Genomic DNA, 22874 nt, shown 5'->3' with positions numbered 1-22874 from the left:
TCTGAATGAACGAATTTTTTCCATTAGCAAGCGCCGCCGGGATGACCGTCGGCCTTGCCGTTTGCGCCCTGATCATCGGCCTGGTGCTGGCGATGCTGTTTGCCGTCCTCGAGTCGGTGAAGCTGCGCCCGGTCGCCTGGCTCGCAACCGGCATTGTCACCCTTTTGCGCGGACTACCGGAAATTCTGGTGGTTCTGTTTATCTATTTTGGTTCCTCACAGCTGCTGCTGACCCTTTCTGACGGCTTTACGATTAATCTCGGCATTGTGCAGATCCCGGTACAGATGCAGATCGATAATTTCGACGTTAGTCCGTTCCTTTGCGGGGCTATCGCCCTATCTCTGCTGTATGCCGCCTATGCATCTCAGACTCTGCGCGGGGCGCTAAAAGCGGTGCCGCAGGGGCAGTGGGAATCCGGTCAGGCGCTGGGATTATCTAAAGCCGCCATTTTCTTTCGTCTGGTGATGCCGCAAATGTGGCGCCATGCGCTGCCGGGTCTCGGTAACCAGTGGCTGGTATTGCTGAAGGACACCGCGCTGGTAAGCTTAATCAGCGTCAACGACCTGATGCTGCAAACCAAAAGCATCGCTACCCGTACTCAGGAGCCGTTTAACTGGTACATCATCGCGGCAGCAATTTATCTGGTCATCACCCTGTTGAGTCAGTACATCCTGAAACGTATTGACCAGCGTGCGACGCGCTTCGAAAGGAGACCAGGCTGATGCTTGAGTACTTACCTGAACTGCTCAAAGGGCTGCACACCAGCCTGACGCTGACCGCTGCATCTATCGCCGTGGCGCTGGTTTTATCGCTAATCTTTACCATTATCCTGACGTTAAAAACGCCGGGACTGGTGTGGATCGTGCGCGGCTATATCACGTTGTTTACCGGCACGCCGCTGCTGGTGCAGATCTTCCTGATTTACTACGGCCCGGGTCAGTTCCCGTCGCTGCAGGAGTATCCGGTACTCTGGCATCTGATTTCCGAACCCTGGCTCTGCGCGCTAATCGCCCTTTCTCTCAACAGCGCCGCTTACACCACGCAGCTGTTTTATGGCGCTATTCGCGCCATCCCGGATGGCCAGTGGCAATCCTGCGGCGCGCTGGGGATGAGCAAGAAAGATACCCTGGCGATCCTGCTGCCGTACGCCTTTAAGCGCGCCCTCTCCTCCTACTCCAACGAAGTGGTGCTGGTGTTCAAGAGCACGTCCCTGGCCTACACCATTACCCTGATGGAAGTGATGGGACACAGCCAGCTGCTCTATGGCCGCACTTATGATGTGATGGTGTTCGGCGCCGCAGGGATTGTCTATCTGGTGGTCAATGGCCTGCTGACGCTGCTGATGCGTCTGGTGGAACATAAAGCGCTGGCCTTTGAGCGACGTAATTAAAAACGCATAACCAACCAAACCAGGACGGATAAATTCTCTGAATTATCCGTCTTTTTTTATTTCATAAAAAATAAATAACCACATTTATTGAATATAAATTCATTTGGTGGCATTGTTAGCTCCAGCCGCAGACACGGCATAACATCATAAGATTGACCGACGGGAGTTCCACGATGAAAAAATTAGTTCTGGCCGCACTGCTTAGCTCTTTCGCCTTTGGCGCCGCTGCCGCAGAAAAAATCAGTTTTGGCGTTTCCGCAACCTACCCTCCGTTTGAATCGATGGATGCCAATAACCAGATCGCCGGTTTCGATATCGACCTGGCTAACGCGCTGTGTAAACAGATGCAGGCGGAGTGTACTTTTACCAACCACGCTTTCGACAGCCTGATCCCGGCGCTTAAATTCAAGAAGTATGATGCGGTCATTTCCGGTATGGACATTACGCCTGAACGCAGCAAGCAGGTGGCCTTTACCGACCCGTACTACGCCAACTCGGCGCTGGTCATTGCGAAGAAAGACGCTTACCACTCTTTCGACGATCTGAAAGGCAAGCGCATCGGGATGGAAAACGGCACCACGCACCAGAAATACCTGCAGGATAAACATCCGGAAGTGAAAACCGTGGCTTACGATAGCTACCAGAATGCGTTTATCGACCTGAAAAATGGCCGTATTGATGGGGTGTTTGGCGACACCGCCGTGGTTAATGAATGGCAAAAAACCAACCCGCAGCTGGGCGCGGCAACGCCGAAGGTAACCGACGCGCAGTACTTCGGCACCGGTCTCGGCATTGCGGTACGTCCGGATAACAAAGCGCTGCTGGAAAAACTGAACGCCGCGCTAAAGGCGATTAAAGCCGACGGCACCTACGACAAAATCAGCAATCAGTGGTTCCCGGAGTAAACCCTCCCGGAGGCGGCGCTTGACGCGCCTGTCCGGGCTACCGGCCCGCAGACAACCGTGGCCCCGTAGCCCGGGCAAGCGCAGCGCGGCCCGGGAAGAAGCCGCATCACAGCCGCAATCCCGTCGCATTTCCCGGGTTGCAGAGTAAATGCCTTACCCAGGCTACCGGCCCGCAGACAGCCGTGGCCCCGTAGCCCGGGCAAGCGCAGCGCGGCCCGGGAAGAAACCGCACCACAGCCGCATTCCCGGCACATTCCCCGGGTTGCGGCGTAAACGCCCTACCCGAGCTACCGGCCCGCAGACAGCCGTGGCCCCGTAGCCCGGGCAAGCGCAGCGCGGCCCGGGAAGAAACCGCACCACAGCCGCAATCCCGGCGCATTTCCCGGGTTGCAGAGTAAATGCCTTACCCAGGCTACCGGCCCGCAGACAGCCGTGGCCCAGTAGTCCGGGCAAGCGCAGCGCGGCCCGGGAAGAAACCGCACCACAGCCGCATTCCCGGCACATTCCCCGGGTTGCGGCGTAAATGCCTTACCCGAGCTACCGGCCCGCAGACAGCCACGACCCCGTAGCCCGGGCAAGCGCAGCACGGCCCGGGAAGAAGCCGCACCACAGCCGCAATCCCGGCGCATTCCCCGGGTTGCGGCGTAAACGCCTTACCCAGGCTACCTACCGGTTAGCAGACGGCGCTAAACCTGCATCCCGCCCGGCCAACCCGCAACCTTAAACCGGCAGTGTGAACTGGAAACAGGCCCCTGTCGGCGCTTCGAGCAGGCGAATATCGCCGCCGTGCAGCTGCAGCATCCGCCGCACAATCATTAATCCCAAACCTCCTCTTGATGAGCTTTGCGCGCCAGGCTCCAGCACCGAGGGCCGTTCAAACAGGGTTGCCCGCAGCTCACCGGCCACGCCGGGACCGCTATCAGCCACTTCGACGACGATCTCCGTCCCCGCTCGATGCGCCGCCAGGCTGATAAGCCCGCCCTCCGGCGTATGGCGAATCGCGTTATCGAGCAAATTAGTCAGCACCCGTTCAATCATCGAGAGATCTGCGGTGACAGGCGGTAGTCCAGCGGCAAGATCCAGCTGCAAACCGATATTGCGCGTCGCGATTGCCAGATCGAATTTTTGCGCCACATCCTGCACCAGCTCGGCCAAAACGAACGTTTCCGGCTGCGGCTTAATCCCGCCGTGCTCCAGGCGGGCCAGCTCAAACAGCTGCTGAGAAAGATGGCGCACCTTGTTCCCCTGGCGCAGGGCGATATTCAGATACTGCTTGTTCTCTTCCATCGTCAGGCGATCGGCCTTCAGGCTTAGCGTTTCCAGATATCCCAGCAACGAAGTGAGCGGCGTGCGTAAATCGTGGGAAATATTAGCGACGAATTCCCGGCGCTGGCGATCGCTATCGGCCAGACGATCCCACTGGTTGGCAATCTGGCGAGCCAGCTCAATAAAGCGATTATGCAGCACGGCAACTTCATTTCCCGGGTTGGCCTCCGGAGTTAGCGCCGCCAGCGCCTTAATCGCATGAATACTGTCTTCTCTGTCCGTCGCTACCAGTGCGGTGAGCTGGCGCACCGGGCGCGTTACCCAGTACCATGCAAGCCAGCCCGCCAGCAGGCCGAGGACGGCCACCAGCAGCAGGGTCCACAGTAGCAGGCTCCAGGCTGTTTTTTGCCAGGCGCTCGCCGCCAGTTCATTAAAGGTTTCGCCTTGCAGAATAATATAGAGATAGCCGCGCAGCTGGCCGTCCTGGCGCAGCGGCGCAACGCTAAACACTTTTTGCCGATCCGGGCTGCGCGGATCGTCGCCGTAAATCGGCCAGGCGCCGCCGGAAAGAAACGTTTGTAGCGGTACAAGATCGATGCGCTGACGTTTGATATGACCGGGCGGCGCGGCGTCGGCCAGCAGCTCGCCATCAGGGGAAAGCAGGTACAGCTCCACGCTCGGATTGAAGGTCATCAGCCGGTCGAACAGCGGCTTCAGCCTCTGGCGGTCAACCTGCCCCTCAGCGTCCAGAAGCGGCTCACGGGCGGCGATTTGCTGCGCCAGCCCGGCAGAGAGACGCTGAATCATCACATTGCCGTACTGGGCGCTGCTGTACAGCTGAATCAGGCAAACGGCTAACGCGCAAAGCAGCAGCAGCGAGGTAAACACCAGCGCCAGACGCTGGCTGAGAGTGAGACGGCGGATCATGGCTGCGCCTCGTTGCGCTCCACGGCAAATTTATAGCCTTTTCCCCAGACGGTCAGAATGATGTCCGGCTCTGCCGGGTCGCGCTCAATTTTGGTGCGCAGGCGGTTGATATGGGTATTGACCGTATGTTCATAGCCGTCGTGCTGATAGCCCCACACCCGATCGAGCAGCTCAAGGCGGGAAAAGACCTCCCCCTGATGACGAGCAAAGTAGTAGAGCAGATCGAACTCTCGCGGCGTCAGATCCACCGTCTCGCCGCGCAGCTTCACGTCGCGCGATAAAGGATCGATGCTTAAACCGTGGCTATTGATGCGCCCGGCATCCAGCAAAAGATTTTGCCCCATCGCCTCCTGCCGACGAAACACCGCTTTGACCCGGGCGATCAGTTCAAGAATCGAGAAAGGTTTAGCCAGGTAATCATCCGCCCCTATCTCCAGCCCCTGCACCCGCTGGGTTTCGCTGGCGCGGGCGCTGATAATAATCACCGGCAGATAGCGGGTTTGCTGACGAATGCGCCGACAAATCTCAAGACCGTCAACGCCAGGCAACATCAGGTCCAGAATGACGGCATCCCAGAGCTCTTTTTCCAGCAGACCCAGAGCCTGCGCCCCGTCCGCTTCGTGGACAATCTGATATCCCTCATCCAGCAGATTCAGGCGCAGCAGCGCGGCGATATCCTCATCATCTTCTACTAACAAAATTTTCTTTGCCACCGGCAGCACTCCGCTATTCCCAGGTTCTGATTAGCCAAGCTTACCCGATCTTTGCCGGCTGAAGAGTTCACATTTTGTTTATACTTCGCGGACCAGCAGGGTCAGCACTTCATAGTGCGCTGTGTGGGGGAACATATCGAACAGCTGGACGCGCTCAATGCGATAACCGGCCAGACGAGCGATATCTTTCGCCATCGTCCGGGCATTGCAGCTGGAATAGATAATAAACTCCGGCGCCATACGGCTTAAATAGTCGCACAGCCCATCGCCGATACCGCGGCGCGGCGGATTCACCAGCACCAGCTCGGGAATTTCGTCTTCACCGGTGGCGAACTGCGTGGAATCGAGCGCCTGAAAATGCAGATTTCGCAGCCCGAGCTCCGCTGCCGACTGCCGCGCGCAGGCGATGGCCTCCGGGGAGATCTCAATCCCGGTCAGGCGCATCTCCGGCGTAGCGCAGTGCAGGCCAAAACCGCCCACGCCGCAGAACAGATCCCACATATGCTTGACCGGCAGCTGGCGCACCCAGTCACGGGCGGTGGCATATAGCTGGCTGGCTACCGTCGGGTTAGTCTGAAAGAAGCTTTGCGGACGGATCCACAGCGGTACGCCGTTGAAATTTTCCGCCAGCGCCTGCTGGTCGGTGAGGAAAATTTCCTGCTCACCCTCCATGATGGCCATATGCACCGGCTGGATATTGGCGGTAATCACTTTCAGCTGCGGCAGCAGCGCCTGCAGCTCCGGCAGCGCAGCGCGCAGTTGGCCAAGTTTGGCCTCCGATCGCAGGACGAAGCGCAGCATCATGCCGCCGTCGAGCCGGCTTTCAGTCAGCAGAATATACTTCAGCTCGCCGCGCCTGCGGGCAACGTTATAGGGCGTGAGCCCGGCGCGGGCGATAAACGGTCGGAGCACAGCAAATACGGGCGCAAAGCCTGACGGATAAAGCGGGCAGTCGGTGAGGTCTTCCGGAGTGCCATCACGATGCAGCATCCCGAACAGCGGGCGCTCAACGCTACCGCTGACCACCATTTTGGCTTTGTTGCGAAACCCGCTTTCCGGCCCGCAAGCCGGTGCGCTCCAGTGAGCAACCGGAGCATCGGCCAAAAGCGCGCGCAGGTCGGCCATTTTATCGGCGAGCTGTTGAGATATCGGCAGTTCCAACCACTGGCAGGAGCGACAGCGGCCCGCGTCATAAAGTGCGCAGTGCATAGCAAGACCTTCAAAAAAACAGGGGCGGGGATTGTATCACCGTTACTGTAAACGGAAAAAGCGCCGGCACGGGCTCGGAACAAACAGCATGACCAGCACCAGCAGGTCCGGCAGCTTTTGCAGCACCAGAGAACGAAATATTTCGCGCTTTGATTCCCCGGCAATACTAAAAAGTTCGGGATATCCGTAGCCCAGAGAAGCGGCCCACAGATAGCTAATCACAATAATCTGAGTCAGCAGAAACAGCCAGCGCGCCCAGTTCCGCCCTTTCACCAGCGAAAACGCGCACCAGATTTCTATAAACACCAGCACCAGGCTTGAGAGAAAAACCAGCGTCAGCGTCCACGTCTGCACGCTGCGATGGACAAAATCCATAATTCCCTGGACGCCAAGCTGGTTGAGGATCATCAGTAAATCCAGACCGCGGATTAAAATAATGGCGAAGGCCGCCACCTGCACCAGCGCAGGAACGTTAAGACGAGCATGAGACAAACGCGTTTTAGTAAACAATCCCAACGTAAAGTCTTCCATGAAAACGGCGCCTTAAATGCGGCGCCGATGTTAACTCTATTGCAGATTTTAGGCGGTTCAGCCGCTTCTTGCACGCTGGATATCGCGCACCCGCTGCTTTTCCGCGCGGGCCATCAAATACCAGGCGATAAAACCAACAATCCCGACCACGCCGAGGATTAACGTTGCCAGGGCATTAATCTCCGGATTAACCCCCATACGCACGCTGGAGAAGACCAGCATCGGCAGCGTCGTCGCCCCGGGCCCGGAAACAAAGCTGGCAATAACAAGGTCGTCCAGAGACAACGTGAACGCCAGCAGCCAGCCGGAGATCACCGCCGGCATGATCATCGGTAGCGTAATCACGAAAAAGACCTTCAGCGGCGCAGCGCCCAAATCCATCGCCGCCTCCTCGATAGACTGGTCCAGCTCGCGCAGGCGCGATGAAATAACCACCGCCACGTATGCGGTGCAGAAGGTGACGTGCGCCAGCCAGATGGTTAGCATTCCGCGATCCGACGGCCAGCCGATAGCATGCCCCAGCGCCACGAACAGCAGCAGCAGCGACAGCCCGGTAATCACATCGGGCATGACCAGCGGCGCGGTGATCATAAAGGCAAAACCGTTTGACCCGCGGAAGCGGCCAAAACGCACCATGACCACCGCGGCAATCGTGCCGAGAATCACCGCCGCCGTCGCGGCGCAGGCGGCAATGGTCAGGCTCAATCCTACCGCGCTCATCATCGCATCGTCGTGAAACAGCTCGCGATACCAGCGCGTTGACCACCCTGCCCATACCGTCACCAGCTTCGAACTGTTGAACGAGTAAATCACCAGCATCAGCATCGGCGCGTACAGGAACGTAAAGCCGAGCACCAGAATCAATATTCGCCACGGCGAACGGACGACCGGCAAATTATTCATCCGTGTTCCCCCACCTGTTTTTGCTGATGCTTATGAAACCACATAATCGGTACGATCAGCAGCAACAGCATCACGATCGCTACCGCCGAGGCTACCGGCCAGTCGCGGTTATTGAAAAACTCCTGCCACAGCACGCGACCAATCATAATGCTGTCCGGACCGCCTAACAGTTCAGGAATGACGAACTCCCCTACCGCCGGAATAAACACCAGCATCGATCCGGCAATAATTCCGCCTTTGGTGAGCGGAACGATCACCTGGAAAAAGGTCTTCAGCGGCCGGGCCCCCAGGTCCAGAGACGCCTCAACCAGCGAATAATCGATACGCGTGAGAGCGGTGTAAATCGGCAGCACCATAAACGGCAGATAGGCGTAAACAATACCGATGTAGACCGCCAGGTTGGTATGCAGGATCTCCAGCGGCTGATCGATAACCCCCAACCACAGCAGAAAGTTATTGAGCACGCCGTTGCTTTTCAGCAGCCCCATCCAGGCATAGACGCGGATCAGGAACGACGTCCATGACGGCAGGATCACCAGCAACAGCAGAATATTACGGGTTGATGGCTTGCTGTGCGCCACCGCCCACGCCAGCGGATAACCCAGCAGCAGGCAGCAGAAGGTCGAGATCCCTGCCACCTGAAGCGATTGCAGATACGCCTCAAAATAGAGCGGATCGTCGGTGAGCTGCAGGAAGTTACCGAGGTTCAGCGTCAACGTTAGCTGACCATCGGCCCATTCCAGCAGATCGGTATACGGCGGGATCGCCCGCGCCATCTCTGCGAGACTGATTTTAAACACGATCAGAAACGGCAGCAGGAACAGGAGGATCAGCCACAGGTAGGGCAGCGCAATCACCAGCTTGCGCCCATGAGCCATCTGCAGGCGCGCCAGCCACAGCGCAAAACCGCCCGGTTTTTTTACACCTGACGGGGGTTCTAATGTACTCATCGCCCTCTCCTTACACCGTCAGCACGACGCAGCTATCGGCATCCCAGCACAAACGAACCTCATCGCCCCACGTCGGCGCTCCTTTGCGGTAGCGGTGTTCATTCTGCAGCTGAGCGCTGATCATCTGCCCGCTTTTCAGGCGCACATGGTAGATAGACAGGTCGCCGAGATAGGCAATATAGATAACTTCACCCACCGCAAAGTTGTAGCCATCCGCAGGCGGGTCTTCACAAAGCATGATTTTTTCCGGGCGCAGGGCCACCCACACCGGCACGTTATCGACGACGGAGGCATCAGGATCAACCTTCAGCGGATGGGTCAGGCCCGGCGAATCAAGGACCAGACCATCTTCCTGACGCTCTTTTACCAGCCCTTCGAAGACGTTGACCGAACCGATAAACTCCGCGCTGTAGCGGGTGGTTGGATGCTCATAAATCTCCTCCGGCTCGCCGATTTGCACGAACTTACCGCGGTTCATAATGGCGATGCGTCCCGCCATGGTCATCGCCTCTTCCTGATCGTGGGTCACCATCACGCAGGTCACGCCGACGCGTTCAAGAATATCAACCACTTCCAGCTGCATCCGATCGCGCAGCTTTTTATCCAGCGCCCCCATCGGCTCATCAAGCAGCAGTAGTTTTGGTCTTTTCGCCAGGCTGCGGGCCAGCGCCACGCGCTGCCGCTGGCCGCCGGAAAGCTGATGCGGCTTACGCTTTGCGAACTCCTGCATATGCACCAGCGCCAGCATCTCCTGCACCCGGCTGGTGATTTCAGATTTAGGCAATTTGTCCTGCTTGAGGCCAAAGGCGATATTTTGCTCCACCGTCATGTGGGGAAACAGCGCATAGGACTGAAACATCATGTTGATGGGCCGCTGATACGGCGGCACCCGCGCCAGATCGACGCCATCGAGTACAATCTGCCCGGCGGTAGGCTGTTCGAAACCCGCCAGCATACGCAGCAGAGTTGACTTACCGCAGCCGGAGGCGCCGAGCAGAGCAAAAATTTCGCCTTTATAAATAGTGAGATTGACATCATCGACGGCGTGCTGGCCATCGAACGACTTGGTTAAATTACGGATTTCAAGTAGCGGGGTAAGCGCTTTGGGGGCTTTCGCCTGGGGGCGAGGAATCACATCATTCACGGGGTGTTCTCCGGTAAAAATCAAATCATGGTGCAGGCGCACTATATCGGTGCGCCTGTTGCCGGGAGCGCTACGCCCACCCGGCCTAAAGCTCACGGAGAATTACTTACCGCTTTTCACCTTCGTCCAGGCGCGAGTACGCACGCGGTCGATTTTCGGATCCTGCACTTTCAGCGTGAACAGCTTGGCGAATACGTCAGCCGGCGGATAGATGGCCGGATTATTGCGGATCTCTTCGCTAACCAGCGGCGTAGAGGCTTTGTTGCCGTTAGCGTAATAGACGTGATCGCTGATGTGGGCGATAACATCCGGACGCATCAGATAGTTCAGGAACTGATAAGCCTCATCTTTGTTTTTCGCATCCGCCGGCATGGCGAAAACGTCAAAGAACGCCAGCGCCCCCTCTTTTGGAATAAAGTAGGAGACGTTGACTCCATTCTTCGCTTCTTTCGCCCGGTTAGCCGCCTGCCATACATCCCCTGCCCAACCGATAGCGACGCAGATATCGCCGTTCGCCAGGTCGTTGATATACTGCGAGGAGTGGAAATAGCGGATATTCGGACGCAGCTTCAGCAGCAGATCTGTCGCCGGGCCGGTATAATCATCGGCTTTACTGCTGTTAGGATCTTTGCCGAGGTAGTTCAGCACGGTAGCGAAAATCTCTTCCGGGGCATCAAGGAAGGAAACGCCGCAGCTTTTAAGCTTCTCGAGGTTTTCCGGCTTCAGCACCAGATCCCAGCTGTCGAGCGGCGCGTCCTTGCCGAGAACGGCTTTAACTTTATCAATGTTGTAACCAATGCCGGTTGTCGCCCACAGATACGGAATGGCGTATTTGTTATCCGGGTCGTGCTTCGCGACCAGCTTCAATACTTCCGGATCGAGATTTTTCCAGTTTGGAAGTTTGCTCTTATCCAGCGGCTGGAATACGCCTGCCGCCAGCTGGCGCTCCAGGAAACTCGCCGACGGTACGACCAGGTCGAAACCGGTGCTGCCCGCCATTAATTTACCTTCCAGCACTTCGTTGGAATCAAAAACGTCGTACACCACTTTAATACCGGTCTCTTTTTCAAAATTCGCCACCGTATCCGGGGCAATATAATCAGACCAGTTATAAACATGCAGCGTTTTTTGTTCGGCGGCGAGCGAACCGGCAGAGACGGCCATCAGCGCACCCGTAACCAGACCTGTTAACCATTTTTTACCAAAGGCGGTCATATCTCTTATTCCTTATCAATGCCCGTTAACAAGCGGGCTGAATATACGCACTTGTTCGCATGCAATAATCATGCATATTTTTTCATTGCCTAAGAAAAGGAGAGAGGACCTCTCCCGGAATGGTTGCCCGCAACTGGAAGCAGCGTCAGAATAACTGTAGCCAGAATAAGAGGCTATAGCCCAGGTAAAAAAACGCCTTTTATCAATTTTTTATGCAATTAGGGTCTATGTGATAAGCCGAAAGAGGCAGAATGGCGGTGAAAAATTCTTTACAGAAAGGTTAATAGCAGAATAAAAGCGTGTAATACGCAGCCGCCATGGCAGTGGCTGCGCTATTATTCAACCGGCTTAGTGAAGAAAATGGTACTGAATATTCTCAGACGCGGGCTCTTCTTCCTCAGTCTTATACAGCACCTGGTTCGCGCTGGCTTCCAGGATGACCATGGAGATTTGTTCTTCGCTCTGCCGGAAGAACCAGGCGAACTGATCGAGAGTGACGCCGACACCAACGGTCAACGCCTGGCACACCACCAGTTTCGGCAGATTGTCGTCCTGAATATCGAGGAAAGCTTTCACCGTCAACGAACTGGCGTTTATTGCTGAAAGATCGGCTGACAGCGGCAGCAGCGCGGAGGGTTTCACCTCAGCCAGGGCGGAAAAGAGCACCACGTTATCAATCAGGTCAATTTTGGCATCAAAAATGCCTTCGAAATTTTGCATATGCGGCAGGTGCAGTGCCTGGCAGGAATCACACTCGAAAAAGCTGATGCCCAATTCGTCGAGCCATTGACGTAACGTATCAAGACCCGGAACGACCAGTGAATCCATATGACCTGTGACCTCTTACTGTGAAAAATGCGACGCCATAGCTTACGCAAAAAAAGCGTCGTATTCCATGACGGCGTCGTGAAACGGAATTATCCTCCCATTTTCAGACAAAATCCGGGTGCAGCCTGCCGTTCGATCCATGCGATCATTTTGCCGGCAATATCGACGCCGGTGGTGGTTTCAACCCCTTCCAGGCCGGGAGAAGCGTTAACCTCCATGACCAGCGGGCCGCGCGTAGCGCGCAGAATATCAACGCCGGCAACGTCCAGCCCGAGTGTATGTACCGCTTTAATAGCCATTTCCCGCTCCTGTTCGCTGATAAGCGCCACCGTGGCCACGCCGCCGCGATGCAGGTTGGAACGAAAATCGCCCTCTTTCGCTCGCCGCTCAATCGCCGCCACCACTTCGTTACCCACTACGAGGCAGCGCACATCCCGGCCTTTCGCCTCAGCGATATACTCCTGAACCAGAATATGCGCGTTCAGGCCGCGAAAAGCGTCAATGACGCTCTCCGCCGCCTGCCGGGTTTCGGCCAGCACCACGCCGATCCCCTGGGTGCCCTCTACCAGCTTCACCACCAGCGGCGCGCCGCCAACCATCGCGATCAGGTCGCTGGTATCGTCGGGCGAATGGGCAATGCCGGTGAGCGGCAGGTCAATTCCCTGGCGCGCCAGCAGCTGTAGCGAACGCAGCTTGTCGCGGGCGCGGGTGATGGCAACGGACTCATTTAGCGGATAGCTACCCAGCAGCTCAAACTGGCGCAGCGCGGCGGTGCCGTAATAAGTGATCGCCGTTCCAATACGCGGGATCACGGCATCAAAATGCGGGAGCTGGCGGCCTTTATAGTGAATAGACGAGGCCACCGGGCTGACGTTCATATAGCAGGAAAGCGGATCGAGGATTTCTACCTTATGACCGCGTTTTTGCGCGGCCTCGCGCAGACGACGACATGAATAAAGCGTTCCATCCCGGGATAATATGGCAATTTTCACCCTGTACCTCTGCGAAAAGACCCGCTCTGGCGGGCCTTTGGTAACGAACAACATCTTTAATTAGCGCAGGCCTGGCGGAATTCCTTGCGACCGGCCTGAAGCAGTTTACACGCAATCAGCGCGTAGCCCATCCCTGCTTATGCAGATATTCCAGAATAAATGGACGACTTTCTTTAACAATAGTCCGGCGAATATGGTCGCTCCAGGTATCGCGACGCGTGTTGCTGCCGCGAGAGAGATAATACTGTGCTAACTGTTCGTCATATTCAGCAAGTACCGCCTCATCCACCGGCTGATACTCATTTTCATGCACCAGCATCGACGACGGCATACGCGGTTTAACTTCCGGGTTATCGTCTGGCCAGCCAAGGCACAGGCCGAACAGCGGCAGGACGTGTTGCGGGAGCTTCAGCAGCGCGGTTACCGCATCAATATTGTTACGTAACCCGCCAATATAGACGCCGCCTAAGCCAAGGGATTCCGCCGCCACCAGCGCATTCTGCGCCAGAATGGCGGTATCGACGCAGCCGAGCAGCAGCTGTTCGGCGAAGCCAAGCCGCGCGTCCGGGCAAATTTGCAGATTACGGTTAAAATCAGCGCAGAATACCCAGAATTCTGCAGCCTGCGCCACGTGCTTCTGGCCGCCGCTCAGCGGGACCAGCTGTTGGCGTATCTCAGGGTCAGTGACGCGAATAATTGAAGAACATTGTAAAAAACTGGAGCTGGAAGCTCCCTGCGCGCTGGCAATAATCGCCGCGCGCTGTTCGTCGCTAATCGGCGCGTCGGTAAAATGGCGAATAGAACGGTGGCTACGCAGCAGCTCAATGGTCGGCGTCATCTCGTTTTTCTCTGTCAGGCAATGATGAAGGTGAATTTTTCGTCTGCGTCAACTGCGGGGCAAGCACTTTCGCCACTCGCCACATCAACGCCACGGCGGCCGGAAGCATCAGCAGAATTCCCGCGAAAATCATTAACAGCGCCGCAGTCGGGCTGGAAAACGGGGCTGGCAGGCTGATGTACTGGTTGAGCGAAAGCCAGGCCAGGGTCAACAGCGCTATACCAATAATCTCTACTATCAGAACGCTTTTGGGTAATGCTGCGGGCGATCGCATAACGCTTCTCCGGTCCAAATCATTCTCGCTACCAGGCTAAAACTGGTCGCGTACCGAGCCAGTATAGCGGCTTCAGCAGCAGAATTTTTATCAAACATAGCCTTAAGGCATCAAAGTAAAAGGCAGAACCTTCTTTTACTTACCGACATTACGGGGCATGATACGTCGCATTCGCCATCCGGCTGAGGTTTAAGGAGAGAAACTATGTTTACGGTAATTTTTGGTCGTCCAGGCTGCCCATATTGCGTTCGCGCCAAAGAGCTGGCGGAAAAACTGAGCAACGAACGCGATGATTTTAACTATCGCTACATTGATATTCACGCCGAGGGTATCAGCAAAGCCGATCTGGAAAAAACCGTGGGTAAACCGGTAGAAACCGTACCGCAGATTTTTGTCGATCAGAAGCACATTGGCGGCTGCACCGACTTTGAAGCCTGGGCGAAAGAGAATCTGGGCCTGTTTGCCTGAGATAGCTCAATCCTCTGACGAGTGCTTGCGTCTGGCGTCAAGCCAGGCGCAAATAAACAAAAAGCACAGCGCGCCTAACGCGCACCAGAACACCGCGCTAAATAACCACGCCAGTTCCTGCCAGAAAGAACGCTGAGTCACAAAACAAAGCCGCATCACCGCCAGACAGACCGGCGCAGCCAGCATAGCGCCAATAAGCGGACGAATAACCCGCTGTCCGGGAGAGAGGCAGCTTGCCGCCGCACCGGGGAGTAAAAAGAACAACAGCCCAAGCTCAGGATTACCGGTGGCCCGAAAGGCGCCTTTCATATGTAACAGCAGTGACAAACAAACCACAATAAATAGAAAGAACCCACAGATAATACCGGCCCAGGTACGCTCAGATTTCACTACATCCTCCTGATTTTGCCTCTAACCAACTTCCACTTCGCCCAGTCAGATAAAGATTCTGGCAATCCTTGCCAATAAAAGATCCCGCCCGCGTAAAACGATTGTTACTAGCCGCAGCCGCCAGGAAAGATTAAACTATCGCCTATATTTTGCTGGTTATAACGGGAAGCCAGAATAGCGTTCGGAACAACGCGAACACTGGACAAACCTTAGACCAAATAACCATTTCCTTCAACAACTTACTAGTAAATGAGAAGTTGGCTTTCGTGAATATAAACGTCGCAGATTTGTTAAACGGGAATTACATCCTGTTATTGTTCGTTGTACTTGCATTAGGACTTTGCCTCGGGAAACTGCGTCTCGGGTCGGTACAACTTGGTAATTCCATTGGCGTTTTAGTCGTTTCCCTATTATTAGGTCAGCAGCATTTCAGTATTAACACTGATGCCCTGAATCTCGGCTTCATGCTGTTTATTTTCTGCGTTGGCGTAGAAGCGGGACCCAACTTTTTTTCTATTTTTTTTCGCGACGGCAAAAATTACCTGATGCTCGCGCTGGTGATGGTCGGTAGCGCAATGCTGCTCGCCATGGGGCTGGGTAAGCTTTTCGGCTGGGATATCGGCCTGACGGCCGGGATGCTTGCTGGCGCCATGACCTCCACGCCCGTGCTGGTGGGCGCCGGGGATACGTTACGCCACTTCGGCATGCCCAGCGACCAGCTCGCCCTCTCGCTTGACCATCTGAGTCTCGGCTATGCCCTGACCTATCTGATTGGTCTGGTTAGCCTGATTGTCGGCGCGCGCTATATGCCGAAGCTGCAGCATCAGGATTTACAGACCAGCGCCCAGCAAATCGCCCGCGAGCGCGGTCTCGACACCGATTCCCGGCGTAAGGTCTATCTGCCGGTGATCCGCGCTTATCGAGTCGGCCCGGAGCTGGTTGCGTGGGCTGATGGCAAGAACCTGCGCGAGCTGGGCATTTACCGCCAGACCGGCTGCTATATTGAGCGGATCCGCCGCAACGGTATTCTGGCGAATCCCGACGGCGATGCGGTGCTGCAGATGGGCGATGATATCGCGCTGGTGGGCTACCCTGATGCCCACGCCCGCCTCGACCCAAGCTTCCGTAACGGCAAAGAGGTCTTCGACCGCGATCTGCTGGATATGCGCATCGTCACCGAAGAGATTGTGGTAAAAAACCATAATGCCGTCGGCCGCCGCCTGGCGCAGCTGAAGCTGACCGATCACGGTTGCTTCTTAAACCGCGTGATCCGCAGCCAGATCGAAATGCCTATCGACGATAACGTTGTGCTAAACAAGGGCGATGTACTGCAGGTCAGCGGCGATGCGCGCCGCGTCAAAACCGTCGCCGACCGTATTGGCTTTATCTCCATTCACAGCCAGGTGACCGACCTGCTCGCCTTCTGCGCCTTCTTTATCGTCGGCCTGATGATCGGCATGATCACCTTCCAGTTCAGCTCGTTCAGCTTCGGGATCGGTAACGCCGCTGGCCTGCTGTTTGCCGGTATCCTGCTTGGCTTCCTGCGCGCCAACCATCCGACGTTTGGCTATATCCCGCAGGGCGCGCTGAATATGGTGAAAGAGTTCGGGCTGATGGTATTCATGGCCGGCGTTGGGCTCAGCGCGGGAGCCGGCATTAATAACGGCCTCGGCGCCGTCGGCGGCCAGATGCTGGCAGCCGGTCTGATTGTCAGCCTGGTGCCGGTGGTTATCTGCTTCCTGTTCGGCGCTTACGTCCTGCGCATGAACCGCGCGATGCTGTTCGGCGCGATGATGGGCGCCCGCACCTGCGCTCCGGCGATGGAAATCATCAGCGATACCGCGCGCAGCAATATTCCAGCGCTGGGATACGCGGGAACCTATGCCATCGCTAACGTATTGTTAACCCTGGCTGGTACGCTGATTGTTATCATCTGGCCGGGGCTACAGTAAATTTTTTTCAGAAAAAAACGCACACTGGCAGAACTTTTTTAGCTGGCATCAGTCATAAGTAGTGCCACTGCTTTTCTTTGATGTCCCCATTTTGTGGAGCCCATCAACCCCGCCACTTAGGTTCAAGGTTGATGGGTTTTTTGTTTTCTGCGCCCCGCTCACTCTCCCGCCAGCCTCCCCACCATCAGTCGAATCGCTTCTCTTGATAGCGGCGCTCTGTCGGTCACGAAGTGCAGCGTCATGCCCTCAATAAAGGCGTCAAGCCCGCGCGCCGTCGCCGGCTCAAACCACTGCTCAAGCGTCTGCTGGCTGCGTAGCATCCAGTTCTGCATGACCGCTTTTAAATTTGGCTGGCTGCTGCAAAAAGCATACAGCTGATACATCAGCTCCATATTGCGCGCGGTGGTCACCTGAGCGCTAAAGATAAGCTCAGCGATGGCGTCACAGGCCCCTTCGCGATCGCGTACATCAGCAAAAAACTGCTGATACTGCGCCGACATCTGGCCGGTAAACAGGCTGAACGCTTCTTCGACCAGCGCCTCAATGCCGCTGAAATAGTATGTCAGCGAGCCCAATGGTACACCGGCGCAGGCGGCTATTTTCCGATGCGTGACCGCATGAATACCATGAATGGCGATCGTATCCAGCGTCGCCTGTAATATACGCTCCCGCCTCAGCGGGTCGTTGGGTCGACGGGCCATCAGTTTTCCTCATTCATTTAAATAGGCGCTTAATCCCATCGCGGATGTTTAACGCCTCTTCAGGCTGAATCGAATCATAGAGGTCGATAAAAAAACATTCCGCAGCAAGCTGCCTGGATGTACAAATGTACACAACCTTGCTACTGTTGTCTGCATCTCTTCACTCTCAGGCATTTACGGATGACAGCGCAAACCTCTCGCAGAGCCCTTCAGTTAAGACTATGGGCGCTTTTCATGTTCTTTTTTATCCCCGGCTTACTCATGGCGTCATGGGCAACCCGTACCCCGGCGATTCGCGATCTGCTCGCGCTCTCAACGGCGGAAATGGGGATTGTATTATTTGGACTATCAATAGGTTCGATGAGCGGCATTCTCTGCTCTGCGTGGCTGGTCAATCGATTCGGCACCCGTAAAGTCATTCGTACTACCATGTCCTGCGCGGTGGTCGGCATGCTGGTGCTCAGCGCCGCACTGTGGTTTACCTCCGCCGTACTGTTTGCTATCGGCTTAGCTATCTTCGGCGCCAGCTTTGGCTCGGCGGAAGTGGCGATTAACGTTGAAGGCGCCGCCGTTGAACGCGAAATGAATAAAACCGTGCTGCCAATGATGCACGGTTTCTACAGCTTCGGTACGCTCGTCGGCGCCGGGATCGGTATGGCGGTCACCGGCTTTGGCCTGCCCGCCGCCCCGCACATCCTGCTGGCGGCGCTGGTAGCAGTCGCCCCTATTGCTATTGCCATTCGCGCGATTCCGGAAGGCACCGGCAAAAATGCCGCGGAAGCGGCGCGCCATGAAGGCAAAGGGCTGCCGATATGGCGCGATGCGCAGCTACTGCTGATTGGCGTAATCGTCCTGGCCATGGCCTTTGCCGAAGGCTCCGCCAACGACTGGCTACCGCTGCTGATGGTGGATGGTCACGGCTTCAGCCCAACCTCCGGCTCGCTGATTTATGCAGGTTTCACTCTCGGCATGACCCTCGGCCGCTTTACCGGCGGCTGGTTTATCGACCGCTACAGCCGCGTCACGGTGGTTCGCGCCAGCGCGGTTATGGGCGCACTGGGCATTGGCCTGATTATTTTTGTCGATAATCCGTGGGTTGCCGGGATCTCCGTACTATTATGGGGCCTCGGCGCGTCGCTGGGCTTCCCGCTCACTATTTCCGCCGCCAGCGATACCGGCCCCGATGCGCCGAAGCGCGTCAGCGTGGTGGCGATCACCGGCTACCTCGCCTTCCTCGTCGGGCCGCCGCTGCTGGGCTTCCTGGGTGAACACTTTGGCCTGCGCAGCGCCATGATGGTGGTGCTGGCGCTGGTGCTGGTCGCGGCAATCGTCGCCCGTGCGGTAGCAAAGCCCCAACCTGAACCTGTCATGGAGAACAGATAATGAGCATCAAATTGATTGCGGTAGACATGGACGGCACCTTTCTGAGCGACGCCAAAACCTATAACCGCCAGCGCTTCCTTGCCCAGTATCAGCGGATGCGCGAACAGGACATCCGCTTCGTGGTCGCCAGCGGCAACCAGTATTACCAGCTCATCTCATTCTTCCCGGAGGTGGCTCACGAGATTGCATTTGTCGCTGAAAACGGCGGCTGGGTCGTGAGCGCCGGCGAGGATATTTTTAACTGTCAGATGCCGAAAGAACATTTCAATACCGTCATCGACCATCTTCAGACGCTGACCAACATTGAGGTTATCGCCTGCGGGAAACGCAGCGCCTATACCCTCAATCAATATAATGATGAGCTAAAAGCGGTGGCGGCGAAGTACTACCATCGCCTCGAGCTGGTTGATGATTTTAATCATATTGCTGATGATGTGATTCTGAAATTCGGCCTCAACGTCCCGGATCACCTGATCCCACAAATGCAGCCGAAGCTGCACGCCGCTCTTGGCGATATGGTAACCGCGGTCGCCACCGGTTACGGCAGCATTGATTTGATTATTCCGGGAGTGCATAAAGCTAACGGACTGCGCATCCTGCAGGAGCGCTGGGGGATCGAGAATCATGAAGTTGTGGCTTTCGGCGATAGCGGCAACGATATCGAAATGCTGCAACATGCCGGATTCGGTTTCGCTATGGCGAACGCCGCCGCCCCGGTGAAGGCCGTTGCTGGCTACGACGCCCCGCACAATAACGAAGAAGGCGTGCTGCATATCATTGATAAAGTCCTTAATCGCGAAGCGCCGTTCGCCTGAGGTAGCGCCTGCTGCGGCGCTTGACGCCGCAGCAGGTTATAAACAGATTACTGCGGCTCGTGGGCATTCCCCACGCTTTTATCCTTCAGAAAGTAGACCATCATCGCCAGCCAGAGCACACCGCTCAACAGGTTCAGCAAACTGAATAGTCCGCTGCCGCCAGACTCCCAGGCGTGTTTACTGACTTCGATACCCACCGTAAAGATCAACATTTGCAGCATGCCCATCGCCGCCGACACCGTCCCCTTACTCATCTCGCTGGCAAACAGCGTCAGGCGCACCAGCCCGGCGTTGGCGAGACCAATCCCGAATGCGTAAACGCTCAGCCCGGCGGTCATCCACAGATACGCGTGCGAAGAAGCCACCGTCGCGATGGCGGAGATCAGCAGGCCAAGCATAATCGGCCAGCCGCCAAGAATAATCAGCGAACGTACCGTTTTGCGTGAAGTCTGGCGCGCCAGCACCAGATTACCGGCAATCAGCGCGCCAAAAATGGGCACCTGCAGCAGGCCATATTCGTAGCTGGTCGCCTGCTCGCCGCTGATAATAATGACCGGCGATTGGGCAATCCATGCCAGCAGCGGCAGGCTGACAAAGCCCGTTGCCAGCGCTCCGGCGACGAAGCGCAGGTTTTTCAGCACTTCGCGGTAGTCACGCCCAAGCTCTTTTACCGATAGCTTCTCGCCCATGCGCGTGGCGGTTTCCGGCATCGCTTTCTGTAGTCCGAAGAAGGCGATGCCGGCCAGTACGGCAAACAGCACAAACATCATCTCCCAGGGCAGGAGATGAACCCAGGCCGCCCCCACTAGCGGTCCCAGCAGCGGCGCAATGAGCGCGACGTTAGCCATCAGCGCGGTGATTTTAATGCACACCGCCTCTTCAAAAGACTCCTGTATCGCCGCATAGCCGACCGCGCCGATAAAGCACAGGCTGATGCCCTGCAAAAAACGCAGCAGCGTAAACTGCTCAATGGTTTGCGCCAGCAGCGTCGCCAGGCAAGTTGCGATAAACCACACCACGCCGGTCAGCATCACCGGACGGCGGCCAACACGGTCCGAAAGCGGCCCCAGCAGCCACTGCAAAAACATACCGCCCGCCAGATAAGCGGTCATTGAGGTCGGAACCCACTCGTTGCCAACGCCATACTCTTCGACGACCGTAAGCATGCCCGGTTGGATCATATCGTTGCCGATATAAGTGGCGAATTCATATAACACCAGGCACAGCGGAAAGAGCAGCGCCTGACGACCGAGGCGTTTGCCTGAAAGGGAATAATTCTGCATGAAATCTCTTATTTAAAAAAAACCGCGCAAAGTTTAATGAAAGTCGTGCCGGGGAGATAGCGAATTGTAAGCCACAATATAAAAATTCGCACTCTGGCAGAGCCATCCCGGCCGCTAAAGAAAATCTAATTTTCTATATTTCGTTTATGTTTCAATTAGGTTACACACCATATACTCCCTCATTCAGTCCGTTGACGAAGAGACGCTGACCGTCTCTGTCATAACAGACTGAAAGTTAAGACAATACTGCTTTACCTTATCGCCACCGTTTTTTAAGGTGGGCGGCATGTTACTAACGGACTAAAGAGCCTGGATGAATGCTGGAAAATATTAACAACTCGCTGTTTGCCTTAATCAATGCCACTCCCGCCTCACCGTGGTGGGCGATTGAAATCGCGACGTTTATCGCCAGAGACCTGATTATTCTTGTACCATTATTAGTACTCGCCCTATGGCTATGGGGCCCAAATCAGCGTCAGTTAGTATTTAAGGTCACAATGGCCTTAGCGATCAGCCTTACGCTCTCGTGGATATTCGGCGTTTTTTTCCCACACGAGCGTCCTTTTGCCGCCGGTATTGGCTATAACTTCCTGCACCATTCACCCAATAACTCTTTTCCAAGTAATCACGGCACTATCTGCTTTACTTTTGCGCTGGCCTTTTTGTTCTGGCACCGCCTGTGGTCTGGAGCGCTGCTTATTGCTATTGCCTGCGCGATTGCCTGGTCCAGAGTCTATCTCGGCGTCCACTGGCCGCTGGACATGCTGGGCGGGCTTCTCACCGCGATGATCGCCTGTCTTAGCGCCCAGCTGCTGTGGCAAAGCGGTGGAAATATGCTTTATCAGCACCTGCAGCGGCTTTACCGTCTGTTCTTTTCGCTGCCGATTCGTAAAGGCTGGGTGCGCGAATAAGCAGTCCTGACCAACTGGTAAAGTTGCGCCAGAGCCTGGCTCCTACGCGTGACTAACCCTCTTCCGGCAGGTAAAATCCCGCTGACGCCCTGTCAACGCAGGGCGCTTTCAGCTCAGAGGGAATATGGAAACTCGTCGTGACGAACGCATCAGCCAGCTTATTCAGGCGCTCAAGCGCAGTGATAAACTTCATCTAAAAGAAGCGGCCACCCTGCTTGGGGTGTCTGAGATGACTATTCGTCGCGACCTCAATGGCCATAGCGGTCCGGTAGTTTTGCTTGGCGGCTATATCGTCCTGGAGCCGCGCAGCGCGACGCACTATCTGTTAAGCGATCAGAAAACGCGCCTTGTCGATGAAAAACGCCGCGCGGCCCGCCATGCGGCAAAGCTGCTTGAAGCGCACCAGATGGCATTTTTCGACTGCGGGACCACCACGCCGTGGATCATCGACGCCATCGACAACGCCCTGCCCTTTACCGGGGTTTGCTATTCGCTGAATACCTTCCTTTCCCTGCAGGAAAAACCCCAATGCCGCGCGATCTTATGCGGCGGCGAGTTTCACGCCAGCAATGCCATTTTTAAACCGCTGAGTCTGCAGGATACGCTGAGCCATCTTTGTCCGGATATCGCGTTTTATTCCGCCGCGGGCATCGATTGCGAGCAGGGAGCGACCTGTTTTAATCTGGAAGAGCTGCCGGTAAAACACTGGGCGATGAAAAGCGCGCGCTACCACGTGCTGGTTGTCGATCACAGTAAATTTGGTAAGGTTCGACCGGCGCGGATGGGCGATTTAGCGCAGTTTGACGTGATTGCCAGCGACGTGTGTCCGGATGACGAGCTGCTCGCGCTGGCGAAGGAAAAACAGATTTCACTACTTTACTAAAAC

The 22874-nt window shown here is 56.0% G+C and carries 24 protein-coding genes; 9 read left to right on the top strand and 15 right to left on the bottom strand.

Annotation, left to right across the window (positions count from 1 at the left end; genetic code table 11):
- Positions 1–5 precede the first annotated feature (5 nt).
- The 3 genes from artQ to artJ all read left to right on the top strand — a co-directional run bounded on the left by artQ (position 6) and on the right by artJ (position 2295).
- The gene (gene artQ, locus GJ746_RS08870; protein WP_154679866.1) at positions 6–722 is read left to right on the top strand and encodes an arginine ABC transporter permease ArtQ; all 717 of its coding nucleotides are present in this window, start codon (positions 6–8) and stop codon (positions 720–722) included.
- Positions 722–1390, top strand: coding sequence for an arginine ABC transporter permease ArtM (gene artM / locus GJ746_RS08865; protein WP_154679865.1), 669 nt, complete (start codon positions 722–724; stop codon positions 1388–1390). The genes artQ and artM overlap by 1 nt, the downstream gene beginning before the upstream one ends.
- A 173-nt stretch (positions 1391–1563) precedes the next feature.
- Complete coding sequence (gene artJ, locus GJ746_RS08860) at positions 1564–2295, top strand: arginine ABC transporter substrate-binding protein ArtJ (protein ID WP_154679864.1); 732 nt, start codon at positions 1564–1566, stop codon at positions 2293–2295.
- A gap of 720 nt (positions 2296–3015) precedes the next feature.
- On the opposite strand, the gene GJ746_RS08855 is transcribed toward artJ, so the two are convergent.
- The 12 genes from GJ746_RS08855 to GJ746_RS08800 all read right to left on the bottom strand — a co-directional run bounded on the left by GJ746_RS08855 (position 3016) and on the right by GJ746_RS08800 (position 14085).
- Positions 3016–4488 (bottom strand): ATP-binding protein, encoded by a 1473-nt coding sequence (locus GJ746_RS08855; RefSeq protein WP_154679863.1) that lies wholly within the window; start codon positions 4486–4488, stop codon positions 3016–3018.
- Positions 4485–5201 (bottom strand): response regulator transcription factor, encoded by a 717-nt coding sequence (locus GJ746_RS08850; protein WP_154679862.1) that lies wholly within the window; start codon positions 5199–5201, stop codon positions 4485–4487. The genes GJ746_RS08855 and GJ746_RS08850 overlap by 4 nt, the downstream gene beginning before the upstream one ends.
- Before the next feature lie 78 nt (positions 5202–5279).
- Complete coding sequence (gene rlmC, locus GJ746_RS08845) at positions 5280–6410, bottom strand: 23S rRNA (uracil(747)-C(5))-methyltransferase RlmC (RefSeq protein ID WP_154679861.1); 1131 nt, start codon at positions 6408–6410, stop codon at positions 5280–5282.
- A 42-nt stretch (positions 6411–6452) separates the two neighbouring features.
- Positions 6453–6941 (bottom strand): YbjO family protein, encoded by a 489-nt coding sequence (locus GJ746_RS08840; RefSeq protein ID WP_154679860.1) that lies wholly within the window; start codon positions 6939–6941, stop codon positions 6453–6455.
- A gap of 57 nt (positions 6942–6998) precedes the next feature.
- Positions 6999–7844, bottom strand: a complete 846-nt coding sequence (potI, locus tag GJ746_RS08835) for a putrescine ABC transporter permease PotI (protein ID WP_154679859.1) — start codon at positions 7842–7844, stop codon at positions 6999–7001.
- Positions 7841–8794, bottom strand: a complete 954-nt coding sequence (gene potH, locus GJ746_RS08830; RefSeq protein WP_154679858.1) for a putrescine ABC transporter permease PotH — start codon at positions 8792–8794, stop codon at positions 7841–7843. Before potH ends, potI begins: the two co-directional genes overlap by 4 nt.
- A 10-nt stretch (positions 8795–8804) precedes the next feature.
- Positions 8805–9938, bottom strand: coding sequence for a putrescine ABC transporter ATP-binding subunit PotG (gene potG, locus GJ746_RS08825; protein WP_154679857.1), 1134 nt, complete (start codon positions 9936–9938; stop codon positions 8805–8807).
- A 102-nt stretch (positions 9939–10040) separates the two neighbouring features.
- Positions 10041–11153, bottom strand: coding sequence for a spermidine/putrescine ABC transporter substrate-binding protein PotF (potF, locus tag GJ746_RS08820; RefSeq protein WP_154679856.1), 1113 nt, complete (start codon positions 11151–11153; stop codon positions 10041–10043).
- 348 nt (positions 11154–11501) lie between these two features.
- Positions 11502–11981, bottom strand: a complete 480-nt coding sequence (locus GJ746_RS08815; protein ID WP_154679855.1) for a YbjN domain-containing protein — start codon at positions 11979–11981, stop codon at positions 11502–11504.
- Positions 11982–12070: 89 nt separating this feature from the next.
- Positions 12071–12973 carry a 30S ribosomal protein S6--L-glutamate ligase gene (gene rimK / locus GJ746_RS08810; RefSeq protein ID WP_154679854.1) on the bottom strand — a complete coding sequence of 301 codons (903 nt, stop codon included), beginning with the start codon at positions 12971–12973 and terminating at the stop codon, positions 12071–12073.
- A 115-nt stretch (positions 12974–13088) separates the two neighbouring features.
- A complete protein-coding gene (gene nfsA, locus GJ746_RS08805; protein ID WP_154679853.1) occupies positions 13089–13811 on the bottom strand; it encodes an oxygen-insensitive NADPH nitroreductase in 723 nt (240 codons plus the stop codon).
- On the bottom strand, positions 13795–14085 hold the full coding sequence (locus GJ746_RS08800; protein ID WP_154679852.1) for a YbjC family protein: 291 nt from the start codon (positions 14083–14085) through the stop codon (positions 13795–13797). The genes nfsA and GJ746_RS08800 overlap by 17 nt, the downstream gene beginning before the upstream one ends.
- Positions 14086–14289: 204 nt before the next feature.
- Here GJ746_RS08800 and GJ746_RS08795 point away from each other — a divergent pair, with 204 nt between their 5' ends.
- Positions 14290–14553 (top strand): GrxA family glutaredoxin, encoded by a 264-nt coding sequence (locus GJ746_RS08795; protein ID WP_004100567.1) that lies wholly within the window; start codon positions 14290–14292, stop codon positions 14551–14553.
- Positions 14554–14559: 6 nt separating this feature from the next.
- Here the strand turns inward: GJ746_RS08795 and ybjM are convergent, their stop codons facing one another.
- Positions 14560–14943: an inner membrane protein YbjM gene (gene ybjM / locus GJ746_RS08790; RefSeq protein ID WP_154679851.1), complete on the bottom strand. Its 384-nt coding sequence runs from the start codon at positions 14941–14943 to the stop codon at positions 14560–14562.
- Between the two features lie 266 nt (positions 14944–15209).
- Between ybjM and GJ746_RS08785 the strand changes: the two genes are divergently transcribed.
- Positions 15210–16895, top strand: a complete 1686-nt coding sequence (locus GJ746_RS08785; protein ID WP_154679850.1) for an aspartate:alanine antiporter — start codon at positions 15210–15212, stop codon at positions 16893–16895.
- 158 nt (positions 16896–17053) lie between these two features.
- Here GJ746_RS08785 and GJ746_RS08780 read toward each other — a convergent pair whose 3' ends face one another.
- Positions 17054–17596: a TetR/AcrR family transcriptional regulator gene (locus tag GJ746_RS08780; RefSeq protein WP_154679849.1), complete on the bottom strand. Its 543-nt coding sequence runs from the start codon at positions 17594–17596 to the stop codon at positions 17054–17056.
- A 180-nt stretch (positions 17597–17776) separates the two neighbouring features.
- Between GJ746_RS08780 and GJ746_RS08775 the strand changes: the two genes are divergently transcribed.
- Both GJ746_RS08775 and GJ746_RS08770 read left to right on the top strand, forming a co-directional pair.
- Positions 17777–18979: an MFS transporter gene (locus GJ746_RS08775; RefSeq protein ID WP_154679848.1), complete on the top strand. Its 1203-nt coding sequence runs from the start codon at positions 17777–17779 to the stop codon at positions 18977–18979.
- A complete protein-coding gene (locus GJ746_RS08770; RefSeq protein ID WP_154679847.1) occupies positions 18979–19794 on the top strand; it encodes a Cof-type HAD-IIB family hydrolase in 816 nt (271 codons plus the stop codon). The genes GJ746_RS08775 and GJ746_RS08770 overlap by 1 nt, the downstream gene beginning before the upstream one ends.
- 47 nt (positions 19795–19841) lie before the next feature.
- Here GJ746_RS08770 and GJ746_RS08765 read toward each other — a convergent pair whose 3' ends face one another.
- Positions 19842–21077, bottom strand: a complete 1236-nt coding sequence (locus GJ746_RS08765; RefSeq protein WP_154679846.1) for an MFS transporter — start codon at positions 21075–21077, stop codon at positions 19842–19844.
- Between the two features lie 317 nt (positions 21078–21394).
- Between GJ746_RS08765 and ybjG the strand changes: the two genes are divergently transcribed.
- Together ybjG and deoR are read left to right on the top strand one after the other, a co-directional pair.
- Complete coding sequence (ybjG, locus tag GJ746_RS08760; protein ID WP_154679845.1) at positions 21395–21988, top strand: undecaprenyl-diphosphate phosphatase; 594 nt, start codon at positions 21395–21397, stop codon at positions 21986–21988.
- 124 nt (positions 21989–22112) lie between these two features.
- A complete protein-coding gene (gene deoR, locus GJ746_RS08755) occupies positions 22113–22871 on the top strand; it encodes a DNA-binding transcriptional repressor DeoR (RefSeq protein WP_154679844.1) in 759 nt (252 codons plus the stop codon).
- The last annotated feature ends 3 nt before the right edge of the window (positions 22872–22874 follow it).

The organism is Klebsiella oxytoca (assembly GCF_009707385.1).
Taxonomy (GTDB): domain Bacteria; phylum Pseudomonadota; class Gammaproteobacteria; order Enterobacterales; family Enterobacteriaceae; genus Klebsiella; species Klebsiella oxytoca_C.
The sequence above is the reverse complement of the archived record's forward strand: the minus strand, read 5'-3'. Positions and strand labels throughout refer to the sequence as shown.

What these genes read in the sequence shown, in the direction of transcription:
- artQ (WP_154679866.1), top strand. Translation starts at nt 6, where the DNA reads ATGAACGAATTTTTTCCATTAGCAAGCGCCGCCGGGATGACCGTCGGC.
- artM (WP_154679865.1), top strand. Translation starts at nt 722, where the DNA reads ATGCTTGAGTACTTACCTGAACTGCTCAAAGGGCTGCACACCAGCCTG.
- artJ (WP_154679864.1), top strand. Translation starts at nt 1,564, where the DNA reads ATGAAAAAATTAGTTCTGGCCGCACTGCTTAGCTCTTTCGCCTTTGGC.
- GJ746_RS08855 (WP_154679863.1), bottom strand. Translation starts at nt 4,488, where the DNA reads ATGATCCGCCGTCTCACTCTCAGCCAGCGTCTGGCGCTGGTGTTTACC.
- rlmC (WP_154679861.1), bottom strand. Translation starts at nt 6,410, where the DNA reads ATGCACTGCGCACTTTATGACGCGGGCCGCTGTCGCTCCTGCCAGTGG.
- GJ746_RS08840 (WP_154679860.1), bottom strand. Translation starts at nt 6,941, where the DNA reads ATGGAAGACTTTACGTTGGGATTGTTTACTAAAACGCGTTTGTCTCAT.
- potI (WP_154679859.1), bottom strand. Translation starts at nt 7,844, where the DNA reads ATGAATAATTTGCCGGTCGTCCGTTCGCCGTGGCGAATATTGATTCTG.
- potH (WP_154679858.1), bottom strand. Translation starts at nt 8,794, where the DNA reads ATGAGTACATTAGAACCCCCGTCAGGTGTAAAAAAACCGGGCGGTTTT.
- potF (WP_154679856.1), bottom strand. Translation starts at nt 11,153, where the DNA reads ATGACCGCCTTTGGTAAAAAATGGTTAACAGGTCTGGTTACGGGTGCG.
- GJ746_RS08815 (WP_154679855.1), bottom strand. Translation starts at nt 11,981, where the DNA reads ATGGATTCACTGGTCGTTCCGGGTCTTGATACGTTACGTCAATGGCTC.
- nfsA (WP_154679853.1), bottom strand. Translation starts at nt 13,811, where the DNA reads ATGACGCCGACCATTGAGCTGCTGCGTAGCCACCGTTCTATTCGCCAT.
- GJ746_RS08800 (WP_154679852.1), bottom strand. Translation starts at nt 14,085, where the DNA reads ATGCGATCGCCCGCAGCATTACCCAAAAGCGTTCTGATAGTAGAGATT.
- GJ746_RS08795 (WP_004100567.1), top strand. Translation starts at nt 14,290, where the DNA reads ATGTTTACGGTAATTTTTGGTCGTCCAGGCTGCCCATATTGCGTTCGC.
- GJ746_RS08780 (WP_154679849.1), bottom strand. Translation starts at nt 17,596, where the DNA reads ATGGCCCGTCGACCCAACGACCCGCTGAGGCGGGAGCGTATATTACAG.
- GJ746_RS08775 (WP_154679848.1), top strand. Translation starts at nt 17,777, where the DNA reads ATGACAGCGCAAACCTCTCGCAGAGCCCTTCAGTTAAGACTATGGGCG.
- GJ746_RS08770 (WP_154679847.1), top strand. Translation starts at nt 18,979, where the DNA reads ATGAGCATCAAATTGATTGCGGTAGACATGGACGGCACCTTTCTGAGC.
- GJ746_RS08765 (WP_154679846.1), bottom strand. Translation starts at nt 21,077, where the DNA reads ATGCAGAATTATTCCCTTTCAGGCAAACGCCTCGGTCGTCAGGCGCTG.
- ybjG (WP_154679845.1), top strand. Translation starts at nt 21,395, where the DNA reads ATGCTGGAAAATATTAACAACTCGCTGTTTGCCTTAATCAATGCCACT.
- deoR (WP_154679844.1), top strand. Translation starts at nt 22,113, where the DNA reads ATGGAAACTCGTCGTGACGAACGCATCAGCCAGCTTATTCAGGCGCTC.